A 20,117-nucleotide genomic window follows, 5' to 3' on the forward strand; every position below is an offset into this window, starting at 1 on the left:
CTCACATTCGGAACAGGCCGAAGCGGGGCTCGGCGAGAGGTACACGGGAGACGATGTCCAGAGTGAGGCCCAATACTCGGCGCGTCTGGCCCGGCTCGATGATGCCGTCGTCCCACAGTCGGGCGGTGGCGTAGTAGGGGTTGCCCTGTTGTTCATACTGGGCAAGCACCGGCGCCTGGAATGCGGCCTCGTCTTCGGCCGACCACGGCGTTCCGGCCTTTTCGAGCTGATCGCCCTTGACGGTTGACAGCACGCGCGCTGCCTGTGCGCCGCCCATCACCGAGATGCGGCTGCTCGGCCATGTGAACAGAAAGCGTGGGTCGTAGCCACGCCCGTTCATGGCGTAGTTTCCGGCGCCGAAGGAGCCTCCGACGATGATGGTGATTTTCGGCACGCGGGTGGTCGCCACCGCGGTGACCATTTTGGCGCCGTCTTTCGCGATGCCACCGGATTCGGCGTCGCGGCCCACCATGAAGCCCGAGATGTTCTGCAGGAAGATCAGCGGAATGCCGCGCTGATCGCACAGCTCAACGAAGTGCGCAGCTTTGAGCGCAGACTCGCGAAACAGCACGCCCTGGTTCGCAACGATGCCCACCTGGTGACCATGAATGTGGGCGAAGCCGGTAACAACGGTGTCGCCGTACTCCCGCTTGAATTCGCGAAATTCGGAACCATCGACAAGGCGCGCAATGACTTCGCGCGGGTCGTATGGCTGGTTGACGTCCACCGGAATGACACCGTAGAGATCGTCGGGAGCCACGACGGGCTCGCGCACCTCGGCGACGGGCCAGATCGGGCTCGCGGTCGGCGGCAATGTGCTCACGATGTCGCGCACGATTTCGAGCGCGTGCTCGTCGTTTTCGGCGAGGTGGTCGACGACGCCGCTGCGCTTGGCGTGTACATCGCCGCCGCCCAGGTCTTCGGCAGAAACTTCTTCGCCGATGGCTGCCTTCACCAGCGGCGGGCCGCCGAGAAAGATCGTGCCCTGTCGGCGCACGATGACGGTCTCATCACTCATCGCGGGCACGTACGCGCCGCCGGCTGTGCTGGAGCCCATCACCGCGGCGATCTGCGGGATTCCGGCGGCCGACAGATTGGCCTGGTTGAAGAAGATTCGGCCGAAGTGTTCGCGGTCGGGAAAGACCTCATCTTGCCGCGGCAGGTAGGCGCCGCCCGAGTCGACGAGGTAGATGCATGGCAGGCGGTTTTCGCGGGCGATCTCCTGGGCGCGCAGATGCTTCTTCACGGTCATCGGATAGTAGGTTCCGCCCTTGACCGTTGCATCGTTGGCGATGACCATCACGAGGCGGCCGTGCACGACGCCAATACCCGCGGCAACTCCAGCGGCCGGCGCGTCATCGTTGTACAGCCCGAAGGCGGCCAACGCTCCGATTTCCAGAAATGGGCTGCCCTCATCGAGGAGTCTGGTGATGCGATCGCGCGCCAACATCTTGCCGCGCGCGACGTGGCGCGCGCGCGACGATTCTGGCCCACCGAGCGCGGCTGTTGCCAAGCGCTCCCGCAGTTCATCGCGGAGGGCAAGCTGCGCGCGTTCGTTTTCGAGGAAGGCGGCATCACGGGTTGCGCTGCTGGAAAGCGTGATCATGGGGTCTCCGTCGACGTCACAATCCGATCACACCCTTGTCTGGCATGATCTTCATTGGTTAGTGTTCACTAACTGAGATTTCAGGTTAGCGAGGATTAACTGAAATGGCAATCGAGGTTACTGATCGAGATCGAGCAAAGGCGCTCCGTCGCGAGGCACTGTTGCGCGAGTCTGCCCGACTCTTCGCCACGCGTGGCTTCAGCGCGGTGTCGCTCGAAGACCTTGGCGCGGCCGTCGGCGTTTCCGGACCCGCCGTCTATCGCCATTTCAGCGGCAAACAGGCGCTGCTCGGAGCGCTCCTCATCGACGTCAGTCAGCGCTTGCATGATGGCGGAGCCGCGGTGATCGCGCGCGATGTCACGCCTCGCGAACGCCTGCGCGAGTTGATTCAGTTTCACGTCACCTTCGCGCTCTCCCAAAGCGATGTGATTCGGGTGCAGGATCGCGATCTCGCCCAGCTGTCGCCGACCGATCACGACAGCGTTCGCCGCCTGCAGCGCGCCTACATTCAGTCGTGGATGAACGCGCTCAGCGACGTGGTTCCGTCGCTCGACGCGTCAGAACTGCGATTGCGCGTGCAGGCAGGGTTCGGCCTCATCAACTCCACGCCTCACAGCGTCGGCTCCAACACCCACGCGCCAGACACGGCGGCCACGCTGATCGCCATGACGACGGCTGCGCTCCTGGCCTCGCGCGAAGATGGCGGGTACGTTTTCGCACCCGCCACCTTCTGAGCCAGCTCGCGTCTTAGAACAGCATTGCGCGACCCGGGTCGCTGAGCAGGTTGCCGACGTTACGCAAGAACTCTGCACCCTGTTGTCCGTCAACCAGGCGGTGATCAAACGACAGGCTCAGCGTCATGATGTCGCGCAACGCGATCTCCCCCTGGTACTCCCACGGTCGGCGCTGAACGGCACCGACGGCGAGGATTCCGGCCTCGCCGGGGTTGAGAATGGGTGTTCCGGCCTCAATACCGAAGGTTCCGATGTTGCTGATGGAGAAGGTTCCTCCGCTCAGTGACGCCGGCGTCGACTTGCCCTCACGAGCAGTCGCGGTGAGCTCGCCCAGGTGCTGTGCCATGCCGGCGAGAGTGAGCCGATCGGCGTCGACGATGTTCGGAACCACAAGCCCGCGGGGCGTGGCGGCCGCAATGCCGAGATTCACATAGTGGTACTCGACGATTTCGCCGGCAGCTTCGTCCCACTTCGCGTTCAACGACGGCGTGGCACGAAGCGCGAGGCACACGGCCTTCGCGATCACGGCCATGACACCAATACGGCTGCCGGCGAGGGAACGATCTTCTTTCAACCGCGCGATGAACTGCATCGTCTCGGTGACGTCAACCGTGTGGAAGCAGGTGACGTGCGGTGCGGTGAAGGCGCTGGAGACCATCGCCGCGGCCGTGAACTTACGAACACCCTTGATGGGGGTGCGCGTCTCACGTGCTCCGACGGCCTGAATTTGCGCAACCGGGGCATCGCTCACGCGCGCAACCTCGCCGGCAATGTATGCCTCGACGTCGGCACGGGTGATGCGACCGAACTCCCCCGTTCCCGCGATGTCCGTGAGTTCGACACCGTTGTCGCGCGCATATTTGCGCACGGGCGGTGTCGAGCGGGGCCGCTCGAGGGGCGCAGCGGGTTCAGCAGGAACCTCAACGGCAGGCGCGGCCACGAGTGCCGTAGCGGATGCAACGGGTGCGGTCGCAACCGGTGCGCCACCGCGGGCACGACGAGCGGGGCGTGCCTTCGAGGTGGGCGCTGCTCCGTAACCAACCAGGTTGGGCGGAACCACTTCCTCCTCGTCGTCATCGGCTGCGTTGGCTGCCGGCGCGGCAGTCGGCGTCGTGGCTTGACCCGGGAGGTTGAACGCAAGCAACGGCTTGCCAACCTCCACAACATCCCCCGCGTTCGCGAACAGCTCAGCGATGGTTCCGGCGTACGGCGATGGCAATTCAACGATGGCCTTAGCCGTCTCGACCTCGGCGATCGTCTGGTTCAGCGCAACCTCATCGCCCACGGCAACGTGCCACGACACGATCTCAGCCTCGGGAAGACCCTCGCCCAGGTCGGGTAGGAGAAAAGACGTGCTCACAGCTCCACTCCCGTCATGCTGTTGCGGCGACCGAGGGCGCGGTCAACACCGTCAAGAATGCGGTCAAGGTCAGGAATGTGCTGCTTTTCCAGCTTTGACGGCGGATACGGAATATCGTGGCCGGTCACGCGCACCGGGGCCGTTTCGAGCCAGTCGAAGCAGCGCTCCGTGATGCTCGCGATGACCTCAGCGGCAACACCCGCCTCGCGAGAAGCCTCATGCGTCACCACGACGCGACCGGTCTTGCGCACGGAGGCATCGATGGTCGGGTAGTCGATCGGCGACAGCGAGCGCAGATCAATAACCTCAATGGAAACGCCCTCGTCAGACGCGGCCTCGGCGGCATCGAGAGCCGTCTTGACCTGCGCACCGTAGGTGACGACGGTGACGTCGGAGCCTTCGCGAGCGACACGCGCCAGTCCCATCGGCGCGGCATCCGTGTGGTGCGCGTCCAGGTCAACCTCACCCTTTGCGTGGTAGAGGCGCTTGGGCTCCAAGAAGATCACCGGGTCATCGCACGCGATGGCCTGCTGCAACATGGTGTAGGCATCTTGCGGGTTGGATACCGCGATAACGCGCAGGCCCGCGGTGTGCACGAAGTACGCCTCGGGTGATTCCGAGTGGTGCTCGGCAGCACCGACGCCGCCTGCCCACGGAATGCGGATCGTGATCGGCATCTTCACCCGGCCAAGCGTGCGATAGTGCAGCTTTGCCACCTGGCACACGATCTGGTCGAAGGCGGGGTAAACAAAACCGTCGAACTGAATCTCGACAACCGGACGGTAGCCGCGCATGGCCAAACCGACCGCGGTTCCGACGATTCCCGACTCCGCCAGCGGCGTGTCAATCACGCGACGCTCGCCAAACTCGTCCTGCAGGGCATCGGTGATGCGGAACACGCCGCCAAGCGGACCGATGTCTTCACCCATCAGCACGACCTTGTCGTCGTCTGTCATCGCCTGGCGAAGCGCCTGGTTAAGGGCCTTGCCCATCGTCATGGTGGTCATGCCGCACCGCCTTCGAACTGAGCGAGATACGCAGCGTATGCGCGACGCTCGGCGTCAACGCCGGTGTGAGGCGTTGCGTATGCGTGATCAAAAACTTCCATCGGGGCACGGTTTGGCATGGTGAGCGCCGCCTCGCGCACTGCGGCACCGACGCGGTCGGCTTCGGCAGCGATCTCGGCCTCGGCCGCTTCGGTCAGCACGCCAAGGTCGCGGAGGTACTTTTCCACACGGTCAAGCGGGTCGCGCTGACGCCAGCTGTCCAGCTCAGCCTCGTCGCGGTAGCGCGTGGGGTCATCGCTCGTGGTGTGCGGACCCATGCGGTAGGTGACCGCCTCAATAAATGCCGGTCCGTGGCCGTTGCGGGCATGTTCCGTTGCCCAGCGCATCGCGGCAAGGCAAGCGAGCACGTCGTTGCCATCCACGCGCATGCTGGGGATACCGAAGGCCGGGGCGCGGCCAGCGATCGGAAACTCTGACTGCACGCGCACCGGCTCCGAAATTGCCCACTGGTTGTTCTGGCAGACGAAGACGACGGGCGCCTTGAACGACGACGCAAAGATCATGGCTTCGTTGACATCACCCTGGCTCGATGCCCCGTCCCCGAAGTAGGTAACGGCGACGTCGTCGGCGTTGTCTGCCGTGATGCCCATGGCGTATCCCACGGCGTGCAGGGTTTGCGCACCGGTGATGATCTGCATCGTCGCGGTGTTGATGCGGTACGGGTCATAGGTTGAGTTGGTCTCGCCGCGCCACGTGCCGACAAAATCGCGGTCTTCTGCGCCGCGCACGTAGATGACGCCGGTCTCGCGGTAGCTGGGGAAGACAAAGTCGCTGTCGCGCAATGCGCGCGCGGTGCCCACCTGGGCCGCTTCCTGTCCGAGGCTGGGTGCCCACAGGCCCAGCTGCCCCTGGCGTTGCAACGAGAAGCCTTCTTTGTCGATGCGGCGAACGATCGCCATGTCACGGTAGAGCGCGAGCACTTCCTGCGGAGTCACCGACTCCAGGTATGAATCAAGCTCAACATTTTCGACCCGCACGCCATCGGGCGTGAGCACCTGGGAGATATCGGTGCTCGCTGTGGCGGGCTCTGCACTCGGATTCAGGGCGTACACCATCGTCTCGACCTTCCGTTCCGGACGCCCTTGTGGGGCACCCCTCGCGTTACCGGCAACTCCGCCGGACGTTCTGAGCGTATGCCGATCCAGCACCTCGCTCAAGCATTTAAGCCTCGCCTGAGCATGTTGCGCATGAAGACGGTCGATGATCCTGCTATTCTTTCGCAGTATGACCGCTCTTGACCGCACCGATCTCGAACTGTTGAACGCCCTCGCAGTGGATCACCGTGCAACCGTCGTTGCCCTTGCCGAACGACTGGGACTCTCCCGCAATACTGTGCAGGCGCGCATGGCCCGCCTCGAGAAGGCTGGCGTGTTTCTCTCGTTCGAGCGTTCGGTATCGTCAGCCGCGCTGGGCTATCCGTTGGAGGCCTTCGTGAGTGTCGGGGTACGTCAGAGCGATTTGCCACGCATCATCGCCGAGATCTCGCGCATTCCTGAGGTCGTTCAGGCTCACGGCCTGTCCGGTCAGATTGATCTTCTGGTGCGCGTCTCCTGCCGTGACGCTCGTCACCTCTTTGACACCGACGCCCGCATCTTGGCGATTGAGGGCGTTGAGCGCACCGAAACATCGCTCGTCATGGGCGAGGTCATTCCGTTTCGCCTTGGCGGTCTGATGGAGCTTGCTCGCCGCGAGGCTTAAAGCCCCGACAGAAAGTCTTCGATCGCTCCGGCCGCCTGCCGGGGCGTTTCGTAATGGATCAGGTGCCCGACGCCAGGGATTTCCACCAGAATCGCCTGCGGAATGCGCTGCACCAGGATGCGCTCGGCCTCGATCGGCGTGATGTCGTCTTTCTCCGCTGCGATCAACAGAGTCGGAACCCGCAGTTGCGGTGCGACCTGACTCACGTCATGCGAAACGCTGGTGACAAACGCGTCGTGGAGCGTATCGCGGTCTGCGAAGCGTGAGAAGTAGAGATCATGCTGCTCGTGTACGAAGGCGCGCAGTTCTTTATTCTTCGTCTTCACCATGGTGTTACTCATGACGCGCACGATGATTTTCGAGCGCAACAGCGCGTCACCGATGGGCTTGGGCAGGCGAGCGCCGACCCAGTAGTAGAACACCGCAAGGCGGGTCATGATGCCGCGCGGACCGGCGAGGGCCGGGGCGCCAATCGGATTCACCAGGATGAGTCGTGGCGTTTGCAGGCCGCCCGCCACAGCGGCCGAGGTCACAATCGAACCGAAAGAATGACCGAGAATAATGGCGCCAGGAGCAACCGCCGCGACAAATTCAACCAGCCAGTCAACGTAAGCCTGGAGGTCGTGCCTGCGGCCGGGAATCGCTCCCGTCTCACCAAAACCGGGAAGGTCGGGCATGATGATGCGATAGTCGGGTAGATACGCGACAACGGGTTCCAGCCCATGGTGATCTCCGCGAAAACCGTGAACGGCCACGATGGTTGGCGCGTTGTCTTCGCCATACACCCAGTACGCGGTCTCTACGCCGGCCACGAGAATCGTTTCGCGGACCACGGGGATATCGGCCAGGAGCGAAGCATAGGGAGAGCGCACCCTCCGAGTCTACGAGTACCGACGCCCTCCTCCGCGAGTCGCCGCGGCAGTGTCGGTGGCCAGTCATACGGTGGTCTCATGTCAGACAGCGCCGCGCTACCCGCCATTTCCTGGGCGTCACCCATCGGCGTGTTTGATCTGGAGACCACCGGCGTTGATGTCAGCACCGATCGCATCGTCACCGCTCACGTTGGCGTTCTCGACGCCAACGGTTTGGTACTTGAGTCGAAAAACTGGCTCGCGAACCCCGGCATTCCTATTCCCGAGCAGGCGACGGCCGTGCACGGCATCAGCACCGAGCGTGCGCGCCTTCACGGCCACCTCGCATCCGCCGTCGTCCGCGATGTGACTGAAGAGCTCCGCCGCCTGTTTCAGCAGGGCATTCCGGTGGTCGCCTTTAACGCCAACTACGATTTCTCGCTGCTGCTGGCCGAGTGCCACCGGCATGGGGTCGATCCGATTAGCGACCCCACACCCGTCATTGACCCGCTCGTGATGGACAAGGCGTTCGACCGTTACCGGCGGGGCAAGCGAAGGCTTACCGACGTTGCCGAACACTATGGCGTTGCTCTCGAAAACGCCCACGATGCGGCAGCAGACGCCCGGGCCGCTGGTCGCGTAGCCCAGGCTATCGCGCGGGAATACTCCAGCCTGATGCCAGGTACCGCGCGTGAGCTTCACACCAGGCAAATAGCGTGGGCTCGCTCCCAGGCCGCCAGCCTGACCGACTACTTCATTCGCATCGGCCGCCTGGACGCCGATGAGGTGCTCGATGGTTCCTGGCCGGTGCGCTCCGGCGTCGTCGACGCCCAGCGCTCCCCCGCGTAGTCTGCCGCCACGACTCCCGGAACCATCGGACCGCACAGCAATGCGTTCTTCGCGAAGGAGATCGGCGTTGCGATTCAGCGGATGAAACGACGATGGGCCCCAGGGTTACCTGGAGCCCATCGTGCGAAGTACGAGACTTACTTGGCTGCGCCGCCGAAGCCTGCGAAGCGCTGGTTGAACTTGTCGATACGACCAGCCGAGTCCATGATGCGCTGCTTGCCCGTGTAGAACGGGTGCGAAGCGGAGGAGATTTCAACGTCGATGACCGGGTACTCCACGCCATCGAGCTCAATCGTCTTGTCGCTCGAAACAGTGGAACGGGTAAGGAACGTTTCGCCCGAACCGAGGTCGCGGAAAACGACGGCGTTGTACTCGGGGTGGATGTCAGTCTTCATGGGGAATCCCTTGATGAGGTTTGCGGTATTGGAAAAAAGATCAGAGGGTGGGTGGCACCAAGGATCGAGTCTATCAGATGGGGTCACACTGCGCGGGCAGCGAAACGTCCATCTTCTTTGGAGAGTCGAATTGGCAGGCCGAAGGTCGCGGCAAGCGTCTCTTCGGTCAGGGTTTCATCGAGCGGGCCGGCGGCGACAACGGCGCCATCACGCAGTAGGAGTGCGTGCGTGAACCCCACCGGGATCTCTTCGACGTGATGAGTGACCATGACCATCGCGGGTGTCGCCGGGGACTGAGCGTAGGCAGAAAGCAACTGCAACAGGCCCTCGCGCGCCCCCAGATCCAGGCTCGCGGTCGGCTCGTCAAGCAACAGCATTTCGGGGTCGGTCATGACGGCGCGAGCAATCTGCACGCGCTTTTGTTCGCCGTCGCTCAGTGTTCCGAACTGGCGGTCGGCGAGGTCGTCAATGCGCCAGTCGGAAAGCACGCGCTCGGCCCGCTTTTCGTCAATGCGCTCGTACTCCTCGTTCCAGCGGCCAAGAACGGAGTACGCGGCCGTCAAGATAACGTTTCGCACAGTCTCATCGGCCGGAATTTGCTTCGCCATTGCGGTGGAGGCAATGCCAATTCGCGGGCGCAAGTCAAACACGTCGGTGCGCCCCAATTGCTCATCCAGCACCTTCACGGTGCCAGATGACGGGTGCATCATCGCCGACGCTAGCCGCAGAATCGTGGTTTTTCCCGCACCGTTCGGGCCAAGAACAACCCAACGTTCGTTGCCTTCAACGCTCCAGGTCAGTGAATCGACAATATTTCTGCCGTCTCGGCGCACGCTGGTATCGGTGAATTCAAGAACCAAGGACATACGTTTAGCCTACCGGCTAGCCGCGGCGACCTTCTCGTACAACGCGCGTGTTTGCGCGGCAATCTGCTCCCAACTGAAGTCTTCGGTCGCACGCTTTCGCCCGGCCTCGCCGTACACTCGCGCCTGCTCTTCATCCGCGAGCACTTCGGCCAGCACCCGCGCGAGGTCTGCGACGAAAACATCCGGCTGCAACGGGGTACCGGTTCCGTCTGTTGCCTGCTCAATCGGAACCAGGCGCCCGGTAACGCCGTCGACAACAACCTCGGGAATTCCTCCGGTCGCGGTGCCAACAACAGCGGCGCCGCAGGCCATAGCCTCCAGGTTCACGATGCCGAGCGGCTCGTAAATGGAGGGGCAAACGAAGGTTGTTGCGGAGGTGAGAATCGCCGACAGCTCGCGGCGCGGCAACATTTCTTCAATCCACACCACGCCGTCGCGGGTGGCGCGGAGATCTGCGACAAGGCCCCGAACCTCCTGCATGATTTCCGGCGTGTCGGGAGCGCCAGCGCACAGCACGATCTGAACGTCGTCGGGCAGCAACGCGACCGCGCGCAGCAGGTACGGCAGCCCCTTCTGCCGGGTGATACGCCCAACGAAGACGACGGAACGGCGGGCCGGGTCGATACCAAACCGCTCCAGCACCGAAGCATCGTCAACCGGGTGCCATTGCTCGACGTCGATGCCGTTGTAGATGACGTGCACCTTCTCAGGGTTAAGCGTTGGGTAGCTGCGCAAGATGTCTTCGCGCATTCCGCCGCTGACAGCGATGACGGCAGCCGCGTGTTCGTACGCGGTCTTTTCGATGTAGCTCGACACCGCATATCCGCCACCGAGCTGCTCCGCCTTCCATGGCCGCATCGGCTCGAGGCTGTGCGCGGTCACCACGTGCGGTACACCGTGCAACAGAGACGCGATATGCCCGGCGAAGTTGGCATACCACGTGTGCGAATGCACAACGTCGGTGCCCGCCATGTCTGTGACCATGGCTAGATCGACTCCCAGAGTCTGAATCGCAGGGTTCGCGTCGGCGAGATCGGCCGGAACCGCGTACCCCGTGGTTCCGTCTTCTTGACGCGGCTCGCCAAACGCACGAACCCGCACGCCTGTGCCGGTATTTCGGAGCGAACGCACCAGTTCAGCAACGTGAACGCCGGCCCCTCCGTAGATGGCCGGTGGGTATTCTTTCGTGACAATGTCGACGCGCATGAAACGAACGCTAGTACATGTGGGCCTCTCCCCCTAGATTGGTCACATGCCAGCTGCACCAAAGATTCTGGGAATTGTCCTCGCCGGCGGCGAAGGAAAGCGATTGATGCCCTTGACTGCCGACCGCGCTAAGCCCGCGGTGCCCTTTGCAGGGCAGTACCGGCTCATCGACTTCGCGATCTCAAACCTGATTAATTCAGGCTTGCGGCAGATCGTTGTCCTCACGCAGTACAAGTCCCATAGTCTCGATCGCCATATCTCCCAGACCTGGCGAATGTCCGCGTTGCTCAACTCCTATGTCGCATCGGTTCCGGCGCAGCAGCGCCTGGGCAAGCGGTGGTACATGGGTTCAGCCGACGCCATTTTGCAGAGCATGAACCTCATCAACGACGAGAAGCCCGATTACGTCGTCGTGATCGGCGCCGATCACGTGTACCGCATGGACTTTCAGCAGATGCTTGATGCGCACATCGAGTCTGGCGCGCGTGCCACCGTGGCTGGCATCCGCCAGCCCATCGGCATGGCCAACCAGTTCGGCGTGATCGACGTTGACCCCGAACACCCCACGATGATTCGCGAGTTCTTGGAAAAGCCCGAAGAGGTCGTTGGGCTGCCGGATGCTTCGCACGAGATTCTCGCGTCGATGGGTAACTACATCTTCAACACCGACGCCCTGATTGAGGCCGTCGAGGCCGATGGTGAATTCCCGACCTCCAACCACGACATGGGTGGCGATATCGTCCCCTACTTCGTTGACCGCGCCGAAGCCGGTGTCTACGACATGGTGCGCAACGAGGTTCCGGGCTCAACGCCACGTGACCGCTGGTATTGGCGCGACGTGGGTACCATCGACTCGTTCTACGACGCCCACATGGACCTCATTTCGACGCTGCCGATCTTCAACCTCTACAACATGGAGTGGCCGATCTACTCGCAAGCGGTCAACTCGCCGCCCGCGAAGTTCGTGCGCGATGGCATCGGCCGGGTTGGCAATGCGTTTGACTCCATCGTTTCGTTGGGATCGGTATTGAGCGGAACGCATCTCGAACACAGCGTGGTCGGGCCATGGACCCTCTCAGCCGGCGGATCGCTTATTCGCAACTCGGTGCTGTTCGACAACGTGCAAGTTGGCGAGAACGCCCGCGTCGAGCGCAGCATTCTCGACAAGAACGTGCGACTGCTCGACGGTGCGACTGTCGGCATTGACCGCGAACGTGACCTTGCTCGTGGATTCACGGTGACCGAATCCGGAATCACGGTCGTCGGCAAGGGAACCATCGTCGAGGCGTAACGATTCTCAGAGCGGGGCACGTGGCGAGTAGGCTCGCACCGTGCCCCGCTCTCTTGTTGTGCTTGACGCCGATTCCACGCTCATCCAGAACGAAGTCATTGAGCTTCTCGCCGATGAGGCCGGGCGCGGAGCCGAGGTGGCTGCCGCGACCGAAGCCGCGATGCGTGGCGAGATCGATTTTGCGACGAGCCTACGCACCCGCGTTGCCGCTCTTGCCGGTGTTGACGTTGCCGCTTTCGAACGCGCACTCGCGCGAATCGTTCCGACCGCTGGCGTACGCGAAATGATTGCCACGGTGCACCAGCGCGGCGGAATTGTCGGCGTGGTATCCGGCGGATTCCACGAAATTCTTGACGTCGTCGCTCCCGACCTTGGCGTCGATGTCTGGCGAGCGAACCGGCTCGTCGTCGCAAACGGCGTGCTCACCGGCGAGGTTGACGGCGCAATTGTCGACGCGGCGGCAAAGGCTGGGTGGCTTCAGACCTGGGCTGGCGAATACGAAGCGACGGCAACGTTTGCCGTCGGCGATGGAGCCAACGATCTCGAGATGATGAGCGCGGCCGATCTGGGGCTCGCCTTCAACGCCAAACCAACGGTGCGCGAGAAGGCGAACCTCGTGATCGGCCGCGTCGACCTGCGCGAGATCCTGCCGCTAATTCCCTAGTGCCCCATACCCAGGCCGCCGTCGACCGGAATCACGGCGCCTGAAATGTAGGCAGCGTCGTCAGACGCGAGCCATGTCACAACGCCCGCGACCTCATCGGGGGACGCGAAGCGACCGGCAGGAATGCTCTTCTTGTATTCCTTCTGCGTGTCTTCGGGCAGCTCCGCCGTCATATCGGTCTCGATGAACCCGGGAGCCACGACGTTGGCAGTAATTCCGCGTGAACCCAATTCACGCGTCAGTGAGCGGGCAAAACCGACCAGCGCTGCCTTTGACGACGAATAGTTGATCTGGCCGGCGCCACCGTAGAGGCCGACAACCGACGAGATCAGAATCACGCGACCAAACTTCGCCTTCAACATGCCCTTCGATGCGCGCTTGACGACGCGGAAGGTTCCGCCCAAGTTGGTGTCGACAACGGTGTCGAAATCTTCTTCCGACATGCGAAGCAGGAGCATGTCACGGGTGATTCCGGCGTTCGCAACCACGATCTCCACCGGCCCCAGCTGCGCCTCGACCTCGGTAAACGCGGCGTCAAGCGCGGCCGAGTCGGTGACATCGGCACGAACGGTAAGCGTGCCCATGGGCCCTTCGCCCGAGCGGGCGGTGACGGCGACTCGGTAGCCGTCGCGAACAAAACGCTCCGCAATCGCGCGGCCGATACCGCGGTTTCCTCCAGTGACCAAGACAACGCGAGACGCGGACATTATTCATCCTCCGAATAGGGAAACAACGTCATCAGCCTACTGGTCGAGCGCCGTTCAGCACGGCAATCACGCGTATCCTGGAGACACCGTGAAGAAACGCACCAACACTCCGTCAGCGACTTCGCTTCCGGTCGCGCCGCGCACCGAAGCCGATGGCCGAGTGCGCCAATACGTCATCACGATGTCGATCCGCACGGCGTGCGTCATCCTGGTGTTTGCGGTACAGCCGCTCGGCTGGTGGACGTGGATTTTCGCCATCGGTGCGGCGTTTCTCCCGTACATTGCCGTCGTCTTCGCGAACACTCCGGCACCCGAAGACGTGGCAGGAATTGAATCGCCCGACCGTCAACTAACGCAAGCCGCGCCTGCCGTCCCGGCGCAGCCGGAGGTTCCGCCCGTCATCATGATCCGCGAGACTCCGCCGCCCGCAGGCGGAACGGCCGAGAAGCCTGGAGCGGCATGATCGGCTTCACTCCCCCGGCCGACTCGTGTTCGCGTGCCGGATGCAACCAGAAAGCCACCGTACGCTTGGAGTGGAGCAACCCCCGCATCCATCGCGACGGCCGCACCAAGACCTGGCTCGCGTGCGACGATCACGCCGCCTATCTCGAAGAATTTCTTCGAGCTCGAAACTTTCCTGTTTCGACCGCGCCGCACGACGCCAAAGGACCCGTAGATGAGTAAGAACCCGTTCATTCGATGGACGATCTACGTTGGCGTTGCCATTGTTTTCGCCATCGTGTGCGGTTTTCTCGCCAACTGGCAGTTTGACCGCAGCGAGGGTCGCAACGAAGAGATCGCCATCGTCGAGCAGAACTATGAGCGTGAGCCGGTACCGTTCGATGAGGCCGTCGCCGACAGCGACGTCTTTGATCCACAGACCGAATGGCTGCCTGTCACCCTCGAAGGGCACTACCTCGTCGGTGAGCAGCTACTGGCCCGCAATCGCCCGCACGGCGGCAGCAGCGCCTTTGAGGTGCTCGTTCCGTTTGAGCTCACCGACGGGCGCATCATCATCGTGAACCGTGGCTGGGTGGCGCCGGGTGAGGGGCCGCTGCCCGACTATATTCCGGAACCACCAAGCGAAGAGTCCGTGACCGTCGTGGTGCGGCTTCGTCCGACCGAAATGGTGCCGCGCTCGGGTCGCGGGGCTCCCGAGGGGCAGGTTCCGACCATCAACCTGCCTGCGATCGCGGAGATCACGGGTGAAAACACCATCACCACGGTGTACGGCCTCATGGTGAGTGAAAATCCCGCGGTCGCCGACGTGCCGCACAAGGTTGACCCGCCCACCGAAGACCCAGGGCCACACCTTTCCTATGCGATCCAGTGGATCCTTTTCGCGATCATGGGTTTCATCTTCATCATTTACATCATCCGCACCGAGCGGGCACAGCGGCGTGAAGACGCCGGCGGCCCCGCGGTCAAGGTCAAGCGCCGACGCGACGCCGACGCCGAGCAAGAAGACGCGCTGCTTGATGCGTAAACGACAATAGGCGGCCCCACACCGGAACCGCCTATCACCATCGCGCGGGTGTTATGCCAGGGCGATGAGGTCTTGGTATTCCTTGCTCCAGATGTCTTCGACACCGTCGGGCAGAATAAGCACGCGCTCCGGGTTGAGCGCGGCGACCGCGCCCTCATCGTGCGAAACCAGCACCACGGCACCCTCATAGTGCGCGAGGGCGCCCAAAATCTCTTCGCGCGAAGCCGGGTCCAGGTTGTTCGTCGGCTCATCAAGCAACAGCATGTTTGCGCTGGAGACCACAAGCGTTGCGAGCGACAGACGCGTCTTCTCGCCGCCGGAGAGAACCCCGGCAGGCTTTAGCACATCGTCGCCGGTGAACAGGAACGAGCCCAGCACCTTTCGCGCCTCGGTCTCGTTGATGTCGGGGGCAGCCGACATCATGTTCTCCAGTACCGAACGGTTGACATCGAGGTTCTCGTGCTCCTGCGCGTAGTACCCGATCTTCAACCCGTGCCCTGGTTCCAATGATCCGGTGTCTGGCTTATCGACGCCCGCGAGGATGCGCAGCATCGTGGTCTTTCCGGCACCGTTAAGGCCCAGAATCACGACGCGTGAGCCGCGGTCGATTGCCAGATCGACATCGGTGAAGATCTCCAGCGACCCATACGACTTCGACAGGCCCTGCGCCATGAGCGGCGTCTTGCCACACGGCGCGGGCTTGGGAAAGCGCAGCTTCGCGACGCGGTCAACCTGACGAACCTCATCGAGCCCCTGCAGCAGCTTCTCCGCCCGCGCCACCATCTGGTGAGCTGCCGCAGCCTTCGACGCCTTGGCGCCAAATCGCGCGGCTTGCATCTGCAGCTGGGTTGCCTTTTTCTCGGCGTTCGCGCGTTCCTTCTTGCGTCGATCCTCATCGGCAACACGCTGGCGGAGGTAGTTCTTCCAGTTCATGTTGTAGAGGTCGATCGTCTGCCGGTTGGCGTCGAGGTAGAACACCCGGTTGACCGTTTCGCCGACCAGGTCAACATCGTGGCTGATCACAATGAGACCGCCACGGTAGGTCTTCAAGAATTCGCGAAGCCACACCACCGAGTCGGCGTCGAGGTGGTTGGTGGGCTCGTCAAGAATCATGGTCTCGGCGTCGCTGAACAGAATGCGCGCGAGTTCAATACGACGACGCTGACCGCCCGAGAGCGTCTTCAACGGCTGATCGAGAATGCGGTCAGGAAGCGAGAGGTTGTGCGCAATCGACGCCGCCTCTGCCTCCGCGGCGTAGCCGCCGAGCGCCTCGAACCGCTCCATGACGTTGGCATACTTACGCATAGCGCGCTCCGCCACGGCCGGGTCATCCGACGCCATTTTGGCGGTGTGTTCCGCCATGCTGACCTGGAGCGAGCCGAGGCCGCGGGCATCGAGAATGCGCGTGCGTGCCAGCATCTCCGGGTCGCCGGTGCGCGGGTCTTGGGGCAGATAACCCAGTTCACCTGAGCGGGTGACGGAACCATCAGACGGAATGAGATCGCCCGCGAGCACCTTTGTCAGAGTCGTCTTGCCTGCGCCGTTACGCCCAACAAGACCAATCTTGTCGCCCGGGCCAACGCGGAAGGTCACGTTCTCCATGAGCAGGCGTGCTCCGACGCGAATCTCCAGACCTTGTACGGCAAGCACAGCGAACTCTCGATTCTTTTGACGAAGGGGATAACTGGGCTTCGCGCCCAGCCCCCCAGTCTAGTTCGCGGTGACTCCCCCTCTGACCATTTATCTGTGACTGGAGAATATCTGTGAGCACACTCACCGTTTCACCCCGCGGTCCCCTCGCGGGCGCACTTCCTCGCCCATCGAGCCGCGCTCGCGCGTTCGCGCTTGATGCGGCGCTCGTCGTCGCCGGCGCGGCCGTTGTCGCGCTGCTGGCACAAGCGGAGATTCCGCTATGGCCTGTGCCCATTACGGGTCAGACCCTCGCCGTGGTTCTCGTGGGCGCCTCTCTCGGTGTGCGCCGCGGCGGGATGGCGCTATTGACGTACCTGCTCGCGGGTCTTGCTGGCCTTCCGGTGTTTGCCGGATTCTCGGGCAGCATCGCCGCGGTGGCCTCCCCCAGCTTCGGCTTTATCGTCGGCTTCATTCCCGCAGCCATGGTGGCGGGTTACGCTGCGCAGCGCGCATGGGATCGGCGCCCCCTGATCGCGTTCGCCGCCTTCGTCGCGGCAAGCATTGTTCCGTTCTTGATCGGCGTTCCGTACATGGCGTTCATCCTCAATACGGTGATGGGTGCCGAACTCTCGGTTGCGCAGATCTTCGCCGCCGGAGTCACGCCGTTCATCGTCGGCGGGCTCATCAAGGCAGCGATTGCCGCCGCCGTAATTCCGCTCGCGTGGCGGGGTGTTGCGGCCCTCGACCGCGACCGCGACTAGGGCTCAATAAGCGCGAATGGCCATCTCTATACGAGATGGCCATTCGTGTGAGGCGGCTTAGGTTCCGTCTGACACGACGACCGTACGGGGCGCCGCCGGCTGCTCCGGCACTTGCGTGAGGCGAAGCCCCGGAACCAGGGCGAGCGCGGCAAGTGCAGTGGCGGCCACAAACACCATGCCGAAGGCGAGCTGGGCCGATCCCAGCGAAATGAAGATGAGTCCCATCAGCGCGATCGCGGCGGAGGACCCCAGCGAATCGGAGATCGACAGCGCCGCAGAGTTGAAGCCCTGGTTCTCCTTGGTCGAGTAAGCGAGCGTCAGCACGGTGAGCCTCGGATACATCAGACCAACACCGCCACCCGCAAACGCCCACGCCGTGATGAGCACTGCCGCAGGCAAGTGCAACAGGGCCGTTGTCGCGCCCACGATCGTGGCGAACGCCAACAGCGACAGTCCGATCATCGCGATTCGTTCATTGCCGAGTCGGTCGCCGTAACGACCCTGCATTTCGGCAGCGACCGCCCACGCGATGGCAGCGACCGTCAACGCAAGGCCCGCCATTGTCGGCCCGAAGCCGTACTCAGATGTAAGAAGCAGCGGAACATACACCTCGGCCCCGAAGAGGGTTCCGGCGATGAGACCGCGCATCACGATGACAGATGGAAGGCCACGCCGAGCCACCAGCGCGCCGCGTGGCAACAGTGGCCGCACCGCAATGGCCAATGCCACCAGCGTCGCCGCGGCAACAAGCCAACCCGTCGTCGCGCCAAAGTCTTTGCTCACGCGCCCCGTGAGACTCAGCGTGACAGCCAACGCCGCGACCACAATCGCAAGCGCTACACGCCCCAACACACGCCGGCTCGGCTCTTGCTGCTCGGTGCCGCTCAGGTCAACGCCGCGCAAACGCGATGCCACCAAGATGAAGGCGATCACCGTCAGTACGGCCACACCAAGAAAGACCCATCGCCAGTGCAGATACTCGGCGACGGCGCCCGCGAGGAACGGTCCGATGAGGCTCGGAACCACCCACGCTGCGGAGAAGAGCGCGAACACACGGCCGTGCAGATCCGCAGGATACACGCGCGCGACCACCACATAGAGGGCAACGGTTTGACCGCCGATTCCCAGCCCCTGGATCAGACGCCCCAGCACGAGAAGCTCCATCGTGCCCGCGAACCCGGCAATGAGCAGTCCTGCCGCAAACAGGCCGACGGCGGCGTAGAGCGGCACCACCGGCCCCGAGCGGTCGCTCCACAGCCCGGTCACCACCATGCCGATCACGCTGGTAGCCAGCGTGCCGGCAAACGCGACGGCATACAGTGCCTCACCGTCGAGGTCAGCGCTCACCACCGGCATCACGGTGGTGACGGCCAGCGACTGAATCGCGGCGAGAAAGACGAGCGCTACGGCGCCCAGCGATACCCAGCGGTAGTTCTCACTCCACAGGCTCTGCGGCGCGCTCACAGCGCGGCTGCGATGCGCGTAAAAGCCTCGCGCAGAATCTCCGGCGAGGTCGCAAAATTCATACGCACATAGCCTTCGCCTTCAGCTCCAAACGTCGGCCCGGAGTTCAAGGCGACCTTCGCGCGGTGCAACAGGTAGCGCGAAGGGTCACGGTCGATTCCCGCATCTGCCATGTTGATCCAGGCAAGATACCCGGCATCCGGAACCAGGTGCGCAGCTCCCGAAATCGTGCTGACGCCGTCGGCGACGATCTGTCGGTTCTGCTCCAGGGCTACGAGCAGGGAGTCCAGCCACGCGTCGGACTCCTCTGAATACGCGGCAATGCCCGCCAACACCCCGAAGAGTCCGGTGCGCCACTCGACCTCCATCGGCAGCGCCGACAGAATTTTCGCGGGTTCCGCTGCCGCCGTCACCATCGCGGCGGTCTTGAGCCCGGCGAGGTTGTACGCCTTGCTGGCGCTCGTCACCGTGAATCCGCGTGCGGCAGCCTCGTCCGACGCTGACAGAAACGGCGTGTAGGTGACCCCGGGGCGAACCAGGGGTGCGTGGATTTCATCGCTCACGATCCAGGCACCGTACTGTGCCGCGAGGCTCGCCAGCGCGGCGAGCGTCTCACGGGAGTGCACGGTTCCGGTCGGGTTGTGGGGGTTACACAGCAGCATGGCGCGCGCACCCTGGCGGAACGCCGCCTCGATGCCATCGAGATCAAGGCTCCACCCCGTAGCCGATGCCAACAGCGGAACCGCGCTCACGGTTCCGCCCGCTTCGGTCACGGTGTCAAAAAACGGCGGATACACCGGGGGCGTGATCACCACGCCATCACCCGGCTCAATAACGCCGCGCAAGATTTCGACAAGCCCCATCACGACATCGCCGGTGGTGCGAACCCGCGCGGGGTCAACAGCAACACCAAAGCGGCGTTCGTGAAACGCCGCGAACGTCTCTTGATAGGCGTGACGCGGCGGTGTGTAGCCCGTGTCGCCGCTCGCCACTGCCTGAGCTAGCACCCGCGTAATGGCGGGTGCTAGCTCAAAGTCAGACTCGGCCACAAACAGTGGCAGAACATCGTCGGCGTACGTGCGCCACTTCGTGCTGGAGCGGCGGCGAAGCTGCTCGATGGGAAGCGCAATCAGTGGCGATGCGGCCATGTCAGATTGCGAAGCCCAGCGCACGCATCATGTCGCGTCCGTCGTCGGTGATCCGCTCCGGACCCCACGGCGGCATCCATACCCAGTTGATGCGGTATTGCTCAACGACACCATCGAGGGCCTCACCCGTTTGGGCTTCGAGCACGTCAGTCAATGGGCACCCGGCGCTCGTCAGCGTCATGTGAATCACGAGAGCGTCGTTCTCGTCATCCCAGCTGAGATCGTAAATCAGGCCGAGGTCGACGACGTTGACGTTGAGCTCAGGGTCCATGACGTCCTTGAGCGCTTCGGTCACCTCGTCGTACTTCTCGGGAGCCAGTGCAGTCATGCTG

General features: G+C 63.1%; 21 protein-coding genes. 8 read left to right on the top strand and 13 right to left on the bottom strand.

The genetic code is table 11. The annotated features are described in order from the left end of the window. Window position 1 precedes the first annotated feature (1 nt). Window positions 2–1,606 carry a carboxyl transferase domain-containing protein gene (locus tag FVP60_RS01020; protein WP_147824418.1) on the bottom strand — a complete coding sequence of 535 codons (1,605 nt, stop codon included), beginning with the start codon at window positions 1,604–1,606 and terminating at the stop codon, window positions 2–4. Window positions 1,607–1,710: 104 nt separating this feature from the next. Here FVP60_RS01020 and FVP60_RS01025 point away from each other — a divergent pair, with 104 nt between their 5' ends. Continuing rightward, the gene (locus FVP60_RS01025; protein WP_147824419.1) at window positions 1,711–2,340 is read left to right on the top strand and encodes a TetR/AcrR family transcriptional regulator; all 630 of its coding nucleotides are present in this window, start codon (window positions 1,711–1,713) and stop codon (window positions 2,338–2,340) included. Between the two features lie 13 nt (window positions 2,341–2,353). On the opposite strand, the gene FVP60_RS01030 is transcribed toward FVP60_RS01025, so the two are convergent. From FVP60_RS01030 to pdhA, 3 genes are read right to left on the bottom strand one after another with little or no spacing between them, the layout of a single operon-like run. After that, window positions 2,354–3,700 (bottom strand): dihydrolipoamide acetyltransferase family protein, encoded by a 1,347-nt coding sequence (locus tag FVP60_RS01030; protein WP_147824420.1) that lies wholly within the window; start codon window positions 3,698–3,700, stop codon window positions 2,354–2,356. Further along, on the bottom strand, window positions 3,697–4,707 hold the full coding sequence (locus tag FVP60_RS01035) for an alpha-ketoacid dehydrogenase subunit beta (RefSeq protein ID WP_147824421.1): 1,011 nt from the start codon (window positions 4,705–4,707) through the stop codon (window positions 3,697–3,699). Before FVP60_RS01035 ends, FVP60_RS01030 begins: the two co-directional genes overlap by 4 nt. After that, window positions 4,704–5,822, bottom strand: coding sequence for a pyruvate dehydrogenase (acetyl-transferring) E1 component subunit alpha (pdhA, locus tag FVP60_RS01040; RefSeq protein ID WP_147824422.1), 1,119 nt, complete (start codon window positions 5,820–5,822; stop codon window positions 4,704–4,706). The genes FVP60_RS01035 and pdhA overlap by 4 nt, the downstream gene beginning before the upstream one ends. A 169-nt stretch (window positions 5,823–5,991) precedes the next feature. On the opposite strand from pdhA, the gene FVP60_RS01045 reads away from it, so the two are divergent. Next, window positions 5,992–6,465, top strand: a complete 474-nt coding sequence (locus FVP60_RS01045) for an Lrp/AsnC family transcriptional regulator (RefSeq protein ID WP_147824423.1) — start codon at window positions 5,992–5,994, stop codon at window positions 6,463–6,465. Here FVP60_RS01045 and FVP60_RS01050 read toward each other — a convergent pair. Further along, window positions 6,462–7,337: an alpha/beta fold hydrolase gene (locus FVP60_RS01050; protein ID WP_147824424.1), complete on the bottom strand. Its 876-nt coding sequence runs from the start codon at window positions 7,335–7,337 to the stop codon at window positions 6,462–6,464. The two genes, FVP60_RS01045 and FVP60_RS01050, sit on opposite strands and share 4 nt — an antisense overlap. Window positions 7,338–7,415: 78 nt before the next feature. Here FVP60_RS01050 and FVP60_RS01055 point away from each other — a divergent pair, with 78 nt between their 5' ends. Next, complete coding sequence (locus FVP60_RS01055) at window positions 7,416–8,165, top strand: exonuclease domain-containing protein (protein WP_147824425.1); 750 nt, start codon at window positions 7,416–7,418, stop codon at window positions 8,163–8,165. Window positions 8,166–8,302: 137 nt separating this feature from the next. Here FVP60_RS01055 and FVP60_RS01060 read toward each other — a convergent pair whose 3' ends face one another. The 3 genes from FVP60_RS01060 to glgA form a co-directional block, all read right to left on the bottom strand. Next, entirely contained in the window at window positions 8,303–8,560 is a 258-nt protein-coding gene (locus tag FVP60_RS01060) for a type B 50S ribosomal protein L31 (RefSeq protein WP_147824426.1), read from the bottom strand. A gap of 83 nt (window positions 8,561–8,643) precedes the next feature. Further along, window positions 8,644–9,426, bottom strand: coding sequence for an ABC transporter ATP-binding protein (locus FVP60_RS01065; RefSeq protein WP_147824427.1), 783 nt, complete (start codon window positions 9,424–9,426; stop codon window positions 8,644–8,646). A 9-nt stretch (window positions 9,427–9,435) separates the two neighbouring features. Beyond that, entirely contained in the window at window positions 9,436–10,632 is a 1,197-nt protein-coding gene (gene glgA / locus FVP60_RS01070) for a glycogen synthase (RefSeq protein ID WP_147824428.1), read from the bottom strand. A gap of 46 nt (window positions 10,633–10,678) precedes the next feature. Here glgA and FVP60_RS01075 point away from each other — a divergent pair, with 46 nt between their 5' ends. Together FVP60_RS01075 and serB are read left to right on the top strand one after the other, a co-directional pair. Beyond that, window positions 10,679–11,923 (top strand): glucose-1-phosphate adenylyltransferase, encoded by a 1,245-nt coding sequence (locus FVP60_RS01075; protein ID WP_147824429.1) that lies wholly within the window; start codon window positions 10,679–10,681, stop codon window positions 11,921–11,923. Window positions 11,924–11,963: 40 nt separating this feature from the next. Beyond that, a complete protein-coding gene (serB, locus tag FVP60_RS01080; protein ID WP_147824430.1) occupies window positions 11,964–12,587 on the top strand; it encodes a phosphoserine phosphatase SerB in 624 nt (207 codons plus the stop codon). Here the strand turns inward: serB and FVP60_RS01085 are convergent. Continuing rightward, window positions 12,584–13,294 (bottom strand): beta-ketoacyl-ACP reductase, encoded by a 711-nt coding sequence (locus tag FVP60_RS01085; RefSeq protein WP_147824431.1) that lies wholly within the window; start codon window positions 13,292–13,294, stop codon window positions 12,584–12,586. The two genes, serB and FVP60_RS01085, sit on opposite strands and share 4 nt — an antisense overlap. A gap of 88 nt (window positions 13,295–13,382) precedes the next feature. Here FVP60_RS01085 and FVP60_RS01090 point away from each other — a divergent pair, with 88 nt between their 5' ends. Both FVP60_RS01090 and FVP60_RS01100 read left to right on the top strand, forming a co-directional pair. Next, window positions 13,383–13,757 carry a DUF3099 domain-containing protein gene (locus FVP60_RS01090; protein WP_147824432.1) on the top strand — a complete coding sequence of 125 codons (375 nt, stop codon included), beginning with the start codon at window positions 13,383–13,385 and terminating at the stop codon, window positions 13,755–13,757. 213 nt (window positions 13,758–13,970) lie between these two features. Further along, complete coding sequence (locus FVP60_RS01100) at window positions 13,971–14,780, top strand: SURF1 family cytochrome oxidase biogenesis protein (RefSeq protein ID WP_147824434.1); 810 nt, start codon at window positions 13,971–13,973, stop codon at window positions 14,778–14,780. Between the two features lie 51 nt (window positions 14,781–14,831). On the opposite strand, the gene FVP60_RS01105 is transcribed toward FVP60_RS01100, so the two are convergent. Then, entirely contained in the window at window positions 14,832–16,430 is a 1,599-nt protein-coding gene (locus tag FVP60_RS01105; RefSeq protein WP_147824435.1) for an ABC-F family ATP-binding cassette domain-containing protein, read from the bottom strand. A gap of 113 nt (window positions 16,431–16,543) precedes the next feature. On the opposite strand from FVP60_RS01105, the gene FVP60_RS01110 reads away from it, so the two are divergent. Continuing rightward, window positions 16,544–17,173: a biotin transporter BioY gene (locus FVP60_RS01110; RefSeq protein WP_147824436.1), complete on the top strand. Its 630-nt coding sequence runs from the start codon at window positions 16,544–16,546 to the stop codon at window positions 17,171–17,173. A 57-nt stretch (window positions 17,174–17,230) separates the two neighbouring features. Here the strand turns inward: FVP60_RS01110 and FVP60_RS01115 are convergent, their stop codons facing one another. Genes FVP60_RS01115 through FVP60_RS01125 form a run of 3 tightly spaced genes read right to left on the bottom strand, consistent with a single transcriptional unit; the run spans window position 17,231 to window position 20,113 of the window. Beyond that, complete coding sequence (locus FVP60_RS01115; protein ID WP_246132414.1) at window positions 17,231–18,637, bottom strand: MFS transporter; 1,407 nt, start codon at window positions 18,635–18,637, stop codon at window positions 17,231–17,233. Next, window positions 18,634–19,785 carry a MalY/PatB family protein gene (locus tag FVP60_RS01120; protein ID WP_147824437.1) on the bottom strand — a complete coding sequence of 384 codons (1,152 nt, stop codon included), beginning with the start codon at window positions 19,783–19,785 and terminating at the stop codon, window positions 18,634–18,636. Before FVP60_RS01120 ends, FVP60_RS01115 begins: the two co-directional genes overlap by 4 nt. Before the next feature lies 1 nt (window position 19,786). Further along, entirely contained in the window at window positions 19,787–20,113 is a 327-nt protein-coding gene (locus FVP60_RS01125) for a metal-sulfur cluster assembly factor (protein ID WP_147824438.1), read from the bottom strand. Window positions 20,114–20,117: the final 4 nt, after the last annotated feature.

Origin of the sequence: Microbacterium mitrae (assembly GCF_008017445.1) — a bacterium.
Classification (GTDB): Bacteria; Actinomycetota; Actinomycetes; order Actinomycetales; family Microbacteriaceae; genus Microbacterium; species Microbacterium mitrae.